The sequence below is a fragment of the Leisingera sp. S132 genome (assembly GCF_025144465.1).
In the GTDB taxonomy this organism is placed as follows: domain Bacteria; phylum Pseudomonadota; class Alphaproteobacteria; order Rhodobacterales; family Rhodobacteraceae; genus Leisingera.
The window spans coordinates 34434-47116 of the sequence record NZ_CP083559.1 but is presented as its reverse complement, the minus strand read 5'-3'; the positions used below and the strand labels follow the sequence as shown (position 1 = coordinate 47116).

Below are 12683 nucleotides of genomic sequence, written 5' to 3'. Positions count from 1 at the left end.
GGGCGCAAGGGGGCGGGGGAATGATCCGGTTTGAGAACCTGACCAAGAGCTACTGGCTCAAGGGCGAGCGCAAGGTGGTGATCGATGATCTGACCCTGACGCTGCCTGCGGGCAGGTCGCTGGCGCTCCTGGGCCGCAACGGGGCCGGCAAGTCGACGCTGCTGCAGATCATCGCGGGCACCATGCGGCCTGATTCGGGGCGGGTGGTCAGCGATGGCAGCATCTCCTGGCCGGTGGGGCTGGGCACCTCGTTCCACGGTGATCTGACCGGCGCCGAGAACGTGCGGTTCATTGCACGGATCTACGGGGTGGACACCTCGGAGCTGGTGAAATTTGTCGAAAACTTCTCAGAGCTCGGGAAGTTTTACCATATGCCGGTGCGCAGCTACTCCTCCGGCATGCGCTCGCGGCTGACCTTCGGCGCCTCGATGGGAATCAGATTCGATACCTATCTGGTCGATGAGGTGACGGCGGTGGGCGACGCCGCCTTCCGCCGCAAGAGCCAGCAGGTCTTTGCCGCGCGGATGAAGACCGCCAGCGCCATCATGGTCAACCACGCGATGCCGCAGCTGCGCCAGTTCTGCGATGCGGGCCTGGTGCTGGAGGAGGGCAAGCTGCGCTATTTCGAGGACCTGGAAGAGGCCATCGCGCTGCATGAGGCGCAGCTGAAATAGGCTCTAACCAAGCAGATGCGCGCTGAAAGCGGCGAATTGATCCAGCGAGATCCGGCCCAGGTTGCCGGGCTGGCCTGGGCTGCTGCTGCCGGCAAACAGCGGCGCGGGGGCGCCGGGGAAAAAGGTCTCTGCGACCCAGGCATTGGCGGGGGCGAAATGCTGCATGATCTGCTGCGACCGGGCCGGGGCCATGCGCGGCCGCGGCGCGGCCGGCAGGCTGCTGATGCGCGCCAGCAGCCGCTCCCGCTCCGGGTTGGCCGCCCCGTCCTTGCGGAACGGGATATGCGGCTGCATCCGGCGCAGGAATTCCAGCGCCGGCGCCGACAGCCCGGTGTTGTCCTGCGTTGAGCGCGCCAGGGCAGAGAGATCCGGCAGGGCGTCCCCGAACAGGATCTGCATGACATCCTCGAGGATATCGCCGCCCGCCAGATGGCTGCGGCTGTAGAGACGCACCTTCAGCGCCTCCTGGCCGAACACCTCTGCCCACAGGCTGAGCAGGCGCCGGTAGTAGAGATAGGGGGCCGGGCTGTCCGGCCCCAGGCAGGCTTTCACGAACTGGGGAAAGGTCATGCTGTTGAAGCCGCGGCGCATGTATTCGCCGTACATGCTGAGAATGGCGTCATCCTGGCGGCGCAGGTAGACCACGATCTCGATGCTGCTGAACAGATCTCCGAACAGCTCCCGCAGATTGGCAATGCCGGGCCGGCCGGTCAGGTTGCCGGTCAGGTTTTCCGAGGACACCAGCATGGTATGGGTGCCGGGCGGCGCCTTGGCGGCCTGCCGCTCCAGCTGTTTGCGCAGCGTGCGGCGGAACTCCAAAACGTCTTCGCGGCTGTGCAGCCCGTGGCCGCGGGCAAAATCATGCAGCCCCTCATGGGCCGCGTAGAACAGGGTGATGTGGTTGGCGTCGCGCGACAGCAGATCAGGATAGAGGACGCCGTGACGCTGCAGCCAGGCGGCATTGGCGGCAAAGCTGTTCTGCAGGAAGGTCGAGGCGGTCTTCGGGGTGCCGATATGGCAGACAAGTCTCATGGGCGGTCATCTGATTTGAGGCGGGGCCGGATCACGCGGCCTCGCGCGTTCCGGGGCGGTTCAGGGTCTTTTCCCAGTAGGGACGGGCCGTCATCTCGCCGTAGCCCTTGCGGTAGGCGGCCCTGAGCTGCGGATAGCTGCTGCAGAAAGCCCGCAGCGTCTTGGTCATGCGCCAGGCCAGGCTGAAGAAGCGGGCCTTGGAGTGGCGCACGGTGTAGGCCTTGCTGCCATCGGTGCTGAGATAGGTGAGCCGGGCGCCGCCGAAGGCGGGGAACACAAGGCCGCGGCCGCTGATGTCCAGCCGCATGCGGTCGCCAAAGCGCGTCCAGAACGGCAGCAGGTGGCCATTGAGCGTCAAAAGCCCCAAATAGTGCCGCAGGCGGCGGGGCAGGCGGCTGAAGCGGGCCCGTCCCGGCAGCGGCTGGCTGGCGGTATCCTGCCAGATCTCGTCGCGGACCAGCGCCTTGATGGCGGCGCGGCGTGCCGACATGTCGATGTTGTCGTCAAAGAACTGCGGCCCCTGCATCACGTCCTGCCAGGCCAGGAGCTGGGCCTCGGCACTGTCGTATTTGCAGCGCAGCATCGAGCGCATCATGAAGCGGATGGCGATTTTCGCGGTGCCAAGCGCGCTGCGCTCCAGCTTGTCGAACACCAGATGGTGGATCAGGTGGTTGCGCAGGTCCAGATACAGGGTCTGCGGGCTTTCCTTCTCGGTGAAGTCGTCCTGGAAGGAGACCACGCCGTTCAGGGTGACAATGCGGAAATCATTGGCCAGCGAGAAACTGATGTCGTCGCCGCGCACAAAGAAGGGGAACGGGTGGCGGCGCACGTGTGCCACCGGGAAGGCAAAGAACCACCAGCCGCCGTAGAGGGTGGCGGGCTGCGGGCCTGCAGCGGCAAATGCCATCTTGCGCACGGCGGCCGGGTCGCGCAGATCGGTGCCGTTGAACAGCGGCCTGCAAGCCCCATCGAACCAGGCGCCGTTTTCCCACATCCGCCATTTGTGGGTGTTGTTGATCATGGCGCCTGCCAGCGCGGTGCGCGGGTCGCGGGCCAGCGCCAGCAGCATATAGGCGCGCAGGATGTTCTCCATGTGGAAGGAGGCATCGTCATCCATGAACAGGCAATGGCTGAAGCCGCCGTCCTCGGCCTCCAGCAGGCCGCGGGCAAAACCGCCCGCACCGCCCAGGTTGCGGTTCAGGTAAGGCGTGGTGTGGCGCGACGCCTCAATCCCGGCGCTCTGGCCGTTGTCGACCACCTGCACGTGGATCCGGTTGCCGTAGGCAAAGCCGCCGAGAAACTCCTGCAGCCGCCTGACCGTGCGCTGCACCTCGGCCTCGCGCTGGAAGGTGGTGATGGAAACCGCCAGCCGCGGCAGGTCCTGCGGCATCTCTGCGATGGCAAAGCGGGCGCTTTCGATTGTCACCAGCTCATCCAGCGACAGGATTTCCAGATACAGAAGCCCGTCCAGCCCCGCCGCTGCCAGGGCGGACAGATCGGCCCGGTGGGGGGAGTCGGGGCTGAGTTCGGCGACTTCGCAATAGACCACCTCCCAGGAACGCCCGGGGCGGGCATGCACCAGGCGCACCTCGGCGCGGCCGCGGCCGGTGACTTCAGCATAAAGCGACTGCAGATCGCAGGCCGCTGTCCAGATGGCCAGATTGAACAGGTTGAAATACGTGTCGAAGCAGAGTCTTGAGCTGCGCGGCACGGAGAAGCTGCCGGTGCTCCGGGAAAAACCGGCGGCTCCCTGCTCATGGTAATAGAGGGAATGCTCGCTACAGATCTCCGGTTCCGGAATAATGATGTTTTGCAGGGTAATCATATGTGCACGAGACCTTTTTGCCACCGGACCCGGCAGGAGGCTGCCGGAGGGGGTGGTCCGGGTTTTGCCCGATCTGCCGGGGTATTTCCAGCCGCAAATTCCAGTCCCCCGGGCGCCAGCGGCTCAGCAATTGGACATGGACGGGGTTTTCCGTTTTAAGCAGGCTGCAACCAGCAACAGAGGAACGGGACAGATGGCAGCAGGCAAATTTCTGATGGTGGGGGCGGGCCTCTCCGGTGCGGTGATCGGGCGCCAGCTGGCCGAGGCCGGCCACGCGGTCACGGTGATCGACAGCCGCGCCCACATCGGCGGCAACTGCCACACCGAGCGCGATGCGGAGACCGGCGTGATGGTGCATGTCTACGGGCCGCATATCTTCCACACCGATGACGCCGAAGTGTGGGAGTACGTGAACCGTTTCGGGACCTTCAAGCCTTATAAGAACCGGGTGAAATCGACCACCCGCGGGCTCTCGGGCGAGCGCGAAGTGTTCTCGCTGCCGGTCAATCTGCACACCATCAACCAGTTCTTCCGCAAGGTGATGCGCCCCGAAGAGGCGCATGATTTCATCGTCAACGAACAGGCCGACACCTCGATCGAAAATCCCGGGACCTTCGAAGAGCAGGCGATGCGGTTCGTGGGCCGCGATCTCTACGAGGCCTTCTTCAAGGGCTACACCATCAAGCAATGGGGCATGCACCCCTCGGAGCTGCCCGCCTCGATCCTGAAACGCCTGCCGGTGCGGTTCAACTACGACGACAATTACTTCTTCCACAAATTCCAGGGCATGCCGGAGAACGGCTATACCGCGATGATCGCCGGGATCCTCGATCATCCGGGCATTTCGGTCCGGTTAGAGACTGAATTCACGGCGGAGATGGGGCAGGGGTATGACCATGTGTTCTATACCGGGCCGCTGGATGGCTACTTCGGCTACAAGCTGGGGCGGCTGGGCTACCGGACGCTGGATTTCGAGCGCTTCACCCATCAGGGCGACTACCAGGGCTGCGCGGTGATGAACTACGGCGAGGAGGAGGTGCCTTATACCCGCATCACCGAGCACAAGCATTTCAGCCCGTGGGAAAGCCATGAGGGCTCGGTCCTTTACCGCGAGTTCTCGCGCCAGGCAGAGCCCGGCGACATCCCCTACTACCCGATCCGCCAGGTGAAGGAGAAGGAACTGCTGGCGGCCTATGTGCAGCTGGCCGGAGAGACCCGCGGCGTCACCTTTGCCGGGCGGCTGGCCACCTACCGCTACCTGGACATGGATGTGACCATCCGCGAGGCGCTGGACGCGGCGCGCGGCTTTGCCGCCTGCCTGGACAAGGGCGAAGCGGCGCCGGCGTTTTTCGCGGCACCGCTGTAACCGGGGGGAATGCCGGATGATCGTGTCTGATACGGAAAAATTCGTCTTTATCCACAACCCGAAATGCGCCGGCATGAGCTGCCACAACACGCTGCTGCCTTATGACACCCGGGACAACCTGTTCTTTGAATGGCGGCCGGTGAACGATGCCGGCAAGATCCTCGACCTGGCCCATATCACCCCGTTCCAGATGCGCCGGTTCTTCCCCAAGGCCTTTGAAGAGGTGCAGGGCTATCTGAAGTTCGTCTTCGTGCGCGACCCCTACCAGCGGTTCATGTCGGCGGTGTCGCAGCATCTGAAGCTGGGCACCGGCCATATGCGCAATGCCATCCTGTCGGACCCTGAGGCCTTCTACAGGGTGGCGGCGGCCTTTGCGCTGCAGGCGCTGAAGCTGCATGCGGTGGAGAACGACCACAAGCTGGTGCATTTCCGCCCGCAGGTGCATTTTGCCAATCTCGACGGGGCCCGCTGGGCCGATGAGGTGCTGAAGCTGGAGCAGGCCGGCAGCCTGGCGGCGTCGCCGGTGTCGCGCTGGCTGCCCGGGATGGCCGAGGCCAACCGCACCGGCGGCTTTGCCGCGCAGGGCTATGAGCCGGAGCGGCTGGGCGAGGCGGCGCTTGCGGTGCTGAGCGCATTTTATGCCCGCGACTTCGAGACTTTCGGCTATGACCGGCGGTAGCGGCCGCGGCGCAGCGAATCCGCCTGCGGCCAGGCCGCCGCAGGCCCGTGAAACAGAACCCGCAAGGCTGCGGACCGTATAGAGTACAGGAACAGAGACACCATGCCGGACCCCATTGACGTCAGCGTTGTTATCCCCTCCTACAATTCCGAAGCTTTCCTGAAGCGGTCGGTGCTGTCGGCGCTGGCCCAGCAGGGGGTGGCGCATGAGGTGATTGTGCTGGACGACTGCAGCAGCGACTTCTCGCTGGATATCCTGCGCCAGATCCAGGAGGAAAACCCGCAGGCGCCGCTGCGCATCGAGGCGCGCGAGGCGACCCTGGGGCAGTCCACCGCGCGCAACCGCGGCATGGAGCTGGCCCGCGGCCGCTATATCGCCTTTCTCGACAGCGATGACGCCTTCTGCGGTCTGCATGTGCTGGCGCAATGGGTGGCGGAGGCGGACCGGCACGGGCTGGAGATGCTGATCGCGCGGTTTTACAACGTGTCGCCGGAGATGGTGCGCAGCCCGGCCCGGCGGCTGGGGCTGCAGCCGGGGGAGGCCCATTCGGTGGCCTCGGCGCCGGAACTGGCCAATGTGGTCAGCTGCTGGCAGATCCTCTACAGCCGGGCCTTCCTGGAAGAGAACGGGGTGATCTTCTCGCCGCGGCTGCGCCAGCGCGAGGACCGGCTGTTCGTGATCGAGGCGCTGCTGCGGACGCGCCGGGCCGGGGTCAGCGAATTGTTTGCGGTCGATCACTTCAATGTCGCCAATTCGACCATGAAGCAGGTCAACCGCGATCAGCTGGCACAGTATGTGCAGCATCTGAGCGAGCTCAACGCCGCCTTTGCCGCGGCGCGGGCCGAGGGGCGCTCGGGGCAGGGGTTCGAGGCCGCCAATGCGATCCTCTACCTGCAGCAGCTGGATGAATACTGGGGCCGCATCTGCCAGCGCCTGGCCGGTTTCGAGCGGTTCCGGCCGCTGGTCGCGGAGTATTTCGCGGGCCTGCGCGCGCTGGTGCGGGAGCTGCCGGCGCTGTACCGGGACACGGTGCTGAACATCAACGGCCGCGAGGGGTTCCTGCGCGAAGGCCGCATGGACGTCCTGCGGCTGGCGCTGAAGCAGGGGGACGATGATCTGCTGCTGCAGATCCTGGCCCGCCCCCGGCCGCCGGCGCCGCTGCTGGCGGGTTTGCGCGGCGCGGATGCGGGGGCCGATGAGGTGATCACCCGCGCGCTGTCGTTCCGCCGCGATGCCGCGCCGGCGGTGTCCGCCGCGCCGGTGCCGCTGCAGCAGCTGGTCAAGCGGATCATCCTGCACACCGGGCTTCCGAAAACCGGCACCTCGACGCTGCAGCAGGTGATGGAGCGCAACCGTTTTGCGCTGCTGGAGGCGGGGGTCCATTATCCGGTCTTCGGCACCAACCGCGAATTCGGCATCCGCCGCGAGCGCACCCCGGGCCATGCCAGCCTGTTCCAGAAGATCCTGGAAGGCGCGCCGGGGGTGGCGGAGGCGCTGTCCGCCGAGGTCCAGGAGGTGTCGCAGATCGCGGGGCGGCCGGTGGAGACGCTGATCCTGTCGGCGGAGAACATCGTGTCGCCGCGGTTCTGGGACAGGGGCGCGGATTTTGCCGCGATGCTGGCACCGTTTGAGGGGATCGGGGTGGAGGTGGCCTGTGTGCTGCGCCATCCGGCGGACTGGCTCAGCTCGCTCTATGTGGAAATGTGCGGCAACCCCTGGAACGGCTTCACCAGCACGGTGGATGAGTTTGCAGCGTCGCTGGATCAGCTGGGGCTGTTCGACTTCGATCACATCGCATCCGTGCTGCAGGCGCCGGCGGCGGTGTCGAAGCTGCATCTGGGCTGTTTCGAGAAGATCCGGGCCGGCGGCGGCATCGAACCCTGGTTCTTCGGCCTGGCAGGCCTGCGCGCCGAAGGTTTTGCGCCGGTGCCGCGGGCGCTGACCAATGAATCGCTGACCCCGCAGCAGGCGGCGCTGATGCGCCTGATGAAGCGGCTGAACGGGCTGACCCGAGAAGATCTGGCAAACCTGTTCCTGATGGTGTCGGAGGACGCGGAGGCCGCCGCCAGCAAGGCGCCGACCGCTGCAATGGCGGCGGGGCTGGAGCGTTTCCGCAGCAGCCACGCGGCAGAAATTGCCGCCTATGAACGCGCTCATGGCCAGGCCGGGCGGGTCCGCGAGGCGGCGCCGGTGCTGGACCTGGAGGCGGCGCTGGACCGCCATCTGGCGGCACTGGCGGCGGCGCGCGGGCCGGGCGGCAGCAAGCGGGCCGAGCGTTTCCTGAAGCGGCTGGACGGGGCCTACAGGGACTCGAACCGGGAGCGGGTCATCCGGATCCTGCGCGAGGCGCGCAGCCTCTGCGTCTCGGTGGCGCTGGAGCCGGGGGAAACGGCCGCGGGCGCCCGGCTGATCCATCCGCAGGGCGAAGAGCCGCTGGCGCTCATGCGCTGGGAGAACGAGGCGCTGGCGCAGATCGACACCGCCCGGCTGGCGGCGCTCTGGCAGGCCGGCCTGCGCGAGGTGGAGATCGAGATCCCGACCAGCCTGCGCAACGGGCGGCGGCCGTTCCTGATCGTGCAGCTGCTGGCGGACGGCAGCTTCTGGCTGGTGCCGCCGAGTTATGCCGAGCGCCTGCAGGGCGGCGGTGTCGAGAGCATCTGGCAGTAATGGCAGCGCAGGCAGGAAAATCCGCATGCTCAGAGTGATCACCGATGAGCGCGCCAGCGTCATCCAGCAGGTCCGCAAACGGGGGGAAGGGGTCGAGATCGGCGTCCACGAAGGGGCGTTTTCCGAGCGCCTGCTGGAGGTGGCGCAGCCGAAGAAGCTGACCCTGATCGACCCCTGGGCCTATGACGGGACGCGCAGCGGCGCGCTCTACGGCGGCAAGGGCATGAGTCAGGAGATGATGGACGCGCGCCATGGCCGGGTGCTGAAGCGGTTCGCGCCGCAGATCGCCCGCGGCCGGATCGAGGTGCTGCGGATGGAGAGCCAGGCGGCGCTGGCGCGGTTCGCGGACGGCAGCCTGGATTTCGCCTATATCGACGGCGATCACAGCTATGCGGCGGTGAAGGCGGATCTGGAGGGCTGGCTGGTCAAGCTCAGGCCCGGCGGGCTGCTGATTGCCGATGACTACCGCAATGCCAGCTGGTGGGGCGACGGGGTGATCCGCGCCTGCCACGGGCTGCTGGCGGAGGGCGGGGCGGAGATCGAGATGAAGCTGGGCAGCCAGATCGCGTTCCGCAAGCTGGCGGAGCCGGATCTTGCATCGCAATAGGGGCCGCATTATCCCGCGGCCGGGAAGATCACGAGGACAGGCAGATGGCAGAGACTGAGACGAGGCTGCATCCCCAGGCCGGCAGGCCCTCCCTGGAAGCGGAAAATGCCCTCTTGTCGGCACTGCCGGGGGCCGTGCGGAAGATCCGCTCGCCCCGGCCGCGCCATGCGCTGGCACCGGGCATCTGGCTGGATTACCAGCCGGACGCCGGGGTCGGGGTGCTGGCCGCCCCGGAGCCGGAGGGCGATGGGGTGCGGCTGCAGCTGCAGGATATCGGCACCAGCCCCTGGTTCTCGCTGTCCTACGGCATCGATCTTGCGGCGCTGCGCCAGGGCCGCTACCTGGGCCAGCTGCTGGACTGCTCGAGCCGCGGCCCGGGCCGGTTCCGGATCTGCCTGCGCTACCTGCTGGCAGAGGGGTTCAGGGATGTCTTCGCCCGCGACCTTGTGGTGCTGACCGGCGCCCGCCAGGAGGACCTGGTGTTCATCCCCGTCGATGCGGAGCTGGCGGCGCAGGCGCAGGGCGCCGAGGTGCTCTATTTCTTCGAGGGCCGCAGCTTTGATGTGACCCTGCACGGCGCCGAAGCGCTGCTGATCTGAGCGCGGCCATGGCACAGGATCCCTTCGGCTACAGCTTCATCATCCCCGCCTATAATGACGCGGCGGGGCTGCAGCGGCATTTTGCGTATTTCGCCGCCTGCGGCGCCCGGGTGCAGCTGGTGATTGTCGACGATTGCTCGCAGGACGGCACCGAAGCCGCGGTGGCGGCGGCAGAGCTGCCGGAGAATATCCGCATCACCTACCGCCGGATGGCGGAAAACGGCGGCCCGGCAGCGGCGCGTAATCTTGGCATCACCCTGGCCGGGGAGGAGCGGGTGATGTTCCTCGATGCCGACGACCTGCTGGCGCCCTGTTTCTTTGACGTGATGCGGCTGGCGCCCCTGGGCGGCGAGACGGATTTCGTGCTGTTCAAATACCATCTCAGCCGCGATGCCGGGCAGCGCTTCAGCTATGACATGCATCCGGTCGACCGCCGCTTCTTCAGCCGCCGCCCGGAGGCGAGCTTCCCGCTGCAGCGGTTCCGGCTGCAGGACCGGCCGGAGGCGATGGCGACGGTGAACTTCCCCTGGAACAAGCTTTACAGCCGCGGTTTCCTGCAGCGGGCTGACATCCGCTTCCCGGACCTGCGCATGCATGAGGACATCACCCCGCACTGGCAGAGCTTCCTGCGCTGCCGCCAGTTCGGCGTGCTCGACTGGGCGCCGCCGCTGATCACCCATTGGGAGGTGCCCCAGGGCGGCCGCGCCACCCAGTATGTGGGTGAAAAGCGGATGGATGTCTTTGCCGAGCTGGCCAATGTCGAGGCGGAGCTGCTGACCCATGCCGGGGCCGGCAGGCTGCTGCCGGTGTTTGCCGGTTTCTGCGAGGACCTGTTCACCTGGATGCGCGGCCGGCTCTGCGATGGCGGCGGTGCCGGAGCGGAGCGCTGGCGGCGCAAATATGCCGCCGCGGCGGCGGCCTTCTGGGCGGCCAGCGAGGCGGAGCAGCCGCAGCAGGAGGATGAGGCGGCATGACCCGGATCAGCGCCATTATCACCGCCTACAACGTCGAGCCCTTCATCGCCACCGCGATGCAGTCGGTGATCGATGCGGGGTTCGACGATCTCGAGCTGATCGTGGTCGACGACGGCTCCAGCGATGCCACCCGGCAGATCGCGGATGCCATCGGCGCCGCGGCGCCGGCGGACCGGGTGGCCTATGTGCCGGTCTTCTTTGCCCAAAACACCATCGGCGGCGTGGCCTGTGCCGCCAATGCCGGGCTGGAGCGCGCCACCGGCGGTATCGTGGTCTTCGTGGACGGCGACGACTGGGTGCTGCCGCATAATCTGGCCGCCGCGGTGCAGAAGCTGCAGCAGACGGAGGCGGATTTCATCGTCTGCGGCTGCAAGGAATACTGGAACAGCAGCGGCAATTACACCAGCTACCCGGAAGCGCATCTGTGGGACCGGATGCGCCGGACCGGGGATCTGGAGGCGCGCCGGGAGCTGCTGCTGCAGATGGCGCCCTTCCCCTGGCGCAAGATCTACCGGCGCAGCTTTCTGGAGCGGCACACTCTCCGCTTCCCGGTGGGCGATTACTTCTTTGAGGACAACCCGTTCCACTGGGAAACCTCGGTGCGGGCGGCCAGCTTCTGCTTCTTCGAGCCGGTCACCCATGTGCACCGGATGGAGCGGGAAGGCCAGACCGTTGCCTCGATGGGGCTGAAGCCTTTGCAGATCTTCGAGCATGCGGCCACCATCCGCGCCATGCTGGAGCAGACGGGGCAGGCGGCGGCGCTGGAGGCGCGTTATTTCCACTGGCTGGCCGACCATGTGCTGTGGTGCGGCCGCCATGTGCCGCCGGAAGGGCTGAACCGGCTGTTCTCGCTGGCATCAGAAGCGCTGGCGGCGTTTCCCGAGGCGCTGTTCTGGGAGCGGCTGGCGGAGAAGCCGCGCGGCATGGCCGAGGTCCAGCAGCTCACGGCGGTGAAACTGGGCGACCGGATGGGGTTCCTCGGCGGGGCCCAGGCGATGCTGCAGGAGCGCGCCCTGGCCAGGCTGGCACCGCAGGAAGAGGACGGCTGACGGCGGCTCAGCGCACCAGCCATTCCCCGATGCCCGGCGCCGCGGTGCGCATCCGGATCCAGCGCGCGCCCGCCGGCTGGCCCTGGCGCAGGCGCAGCTTGCCCAAGAGCCCCACCAGCGCCCATTCCGGGCGCTGCGCGCGCGGCGCATAGACCCGTGAGGCGTCATAAGCGGGATTCTCCTGCGGCTTGCCTGCCGCATCCCGCAGCAGGGCGCCGTAGGGGTCGCGCAGCCAGCGCTGCTTCCATTCATCCATGTCGCCGTCGCCCACCACCGCCGGATTGGCGCTGATCACGCCGATTGGTGTTTCGCCGGCGGTTGCGGCGCGGATTTTCACGCCCTCCAGCACCACGGACAGGCCGCGGCGGTCTTCGCCACCGGGGTTGCCGTCAGCCCATTCGAACCACTCGGCATAATCGGCGCCGCCGCCGGACCAGGCGCCGGAGCAGCTGCCGTTGCCATCCGATCCCAGCCGGAAATCCGGGCTGGCGCCGCCATCACCGGCCAGCAGGTAGTCATCGCTGCTGCCCTGGATTTCCAGATGCGCCGCCGGGCTGGCGGTGCCGAACCCGGCGCGGCCCGCAGGGGTCAGCGCCAGCGCGGTGCTCCAGCTGCTGCCGTCCGCCGACAGTTTCACCGAGAAGTCATCATTGCCCGCCAGACCCATCTCGGCGCGGCCGCTCCAGTCCGACTGGAACAGCAGCGCGGCGGTGTCGCCGCTGGCGGATTTGTTGATCTTCAGCTGATGGCCGGCGCCTGCGTGGCTCAGCAGGGTTGCCGGGCCGGAGACGGCCAGCGGGTTGGCGGCATCGGCCATGGTGCCGACCCCGAGACGGGCAAGGTTCTGGGTGCCGGCGGGCGGCAGGATCCAGGCGCTGCCGGTCCAGACCCTAAGCTCCTGTTCCGCAATGCCCCAGGCCCGCCAGCCGGGCAGGGGGGAGAGGAACATCCAGCCCTCGCCCTGCCAGACAGCGATGGCATGGGGGCGGCCGGCCCAGGCGCCCGCCGGGCTGGCGGCCAGCACATGGGTTTCGCCCAAGGCAGGGCTGACGGGGGGCGTCACCGCATCGAAGGCTTCGGCGCTGAGCTGCACCAGCGCATCCAGCATCTGCAGCGCCTCATTATGGGTCACGTGTTTCTGCGCCTGGCTCGGCATCAGGTAGGGCAGGGCGAGGATCGGCGAGGCCTGGGTCATCGGCGGGGCTCCGGGA

Annotated in this window: 11 protein-coding genes; 8 read left to right on the top strand and 3 right to left on the bottom strand. The window is 67.1% G+C overall.

Going from position 1 to position 12683, the window contains the following annotated elements:
* Window positions 1–20 precede the first annotated feature (20 nt).
* The gene (locus tag K3725_RS22270; RefSeq protein WP_260019198.1) at window positions 21–674 is read left to right on the top strand and encodes an ABC transporter ATP-binding protein; all 654 of its coding nucleotides are present in this window, start codon (window positions 21–23) and stop codon (window positions 672–674) included.
* A gap of 3 nt (window positions 675–677) precedes the next feature.
* Here the strand turns inward: K3725_RS22270 and K3725_RS22265 are convergent, their stop codons facing one another.
* Window positions 678–1706: a hypothetical protein gene (locus K3725_RS22265; protein ID WP_260019197.1), complete on the bottom strand. Its 1029-nt coding sequence runs from the start codon at window positions 1704–1706 to the stop codon at window positions 678–680.
* A gap of 31 nt (window positions 1707–1737) precedes the next feature.
* Window positions 1738–3531, bottom strand: a complete 1794-nt coding sequence (locus K3725_RS22260; RefSeq protein WP_260019196.1) for a glycosyl transferase — start codon at window positions 3529–3531, stop codon at window positions 1738–1740.
* Window positions 3532–3724: 193 nt separating this feature from the next.
* Between K3725_RS22260 and glf the strand changes: the two genes are divergently transcribed.
* The 7 genes from glf (at window position 3725) to K3725_RS22225 (ending at window position 11472) form a co-directional block, all read left to right on the top strand.
* Entirely contained in the window at window positions 3725–4897 is a 1173-nt protein-coding gene (gene glf / locus K3725_RS22255; RefSeq protein ID WP_260019195.1) for a UDP-galactopyranose mutase, read from the top strand.
* A gap of 16 nt (window positions 4898–4913) precedes the next feature.
* A complete protein-coding gene (locus tag K3725_RS22250) occupies window positions 4914–5576 on the top strand; it encodes a sulfotransferase family protein (RefSeq protein WP_260019194.1) in 663 nt (220 codons plus the stop codon).
* Between the two features lie 102 nt (window positions 5577–5678).
* The gene (locus K3725_RS22245) at window positions 5679–8243 is read left to right on the top strand and encodes a glycosyltransferase family 2 protein (RefSeq protein ID WP_260019193.1); all 2565 of its coding nucleotides are present in this window, start codon (window positions 5679–5681) and stop codon (window positions 8241–8243) included.
* A 25-nt stretch (window positions 8244–8268) separates the two neighbouring features.
* On the top strand, window positions 8269–8850 hold the full coding sequence (locus K3725_RS22240) for a class I SAM-dependent methyltransferase (protein WP_260019192.1): 582 nt from the start codon (window positions 8269–8271) through the stop codon (window positions 8848–8850).
* 44 nt (window positions 8851–8894) lie between these two features.
* Window positions 8895–9449, top strand: a complete 555-nt coding sequence (locus K3725_RS22235) for a hypothetical protein (RefSeq protein ID WP_260019191.1) — start codon at window positions 8895–8897, stop codon at window positions 9447–9449.
* 8 nt (window positions 9450–9457) lie between these two features.
* Window positions 9458–10423: a glycosyltransferase family A protein gene (locus K3725_RS22230; protein ID WP_260019190.1), complete on the top strand. Its 966-nt coding sequence runs from the start codon at window positions 9458–9460 to the stop codon at window positions 10421–10423.
* Window positions 10420–11472 carry a glycosyltransferase family 2 protein gene (locus K3725_RS22225; RefSeq protein ID WP_260019189.1) on the top strand — a complete coding sequence of 351 codons (1053 nt, stop codon included), beginning with the start codon at window positions 10420–10422 and terminating at the stop codon, window positions 11470–11472. Before K3725_RS22230 ends, K3725_RS22225 begins: the two co-directional genes overlap by 4 nt.
* Window positions 11473–11479: 7 nt before the next feature.
* Here K3725_RS22225 and K3725_RS22220 read toward each other — a convergent pair whose 3' ends face one another.
* Complete coding sequence (locus K3725_RS22220) at window positions 11480–12667, bottom strand: peptidase G2 autoproteolytic cleavage domain-containing protein (RefSeq protein ID WP_260019188.1); 1188 nt, start codon at window positions 12665–12667, stop codon at window positions 11480–11482.
* Between the last annotated feature and the right edge of the window lie 16 nt (window positions 12668–12683).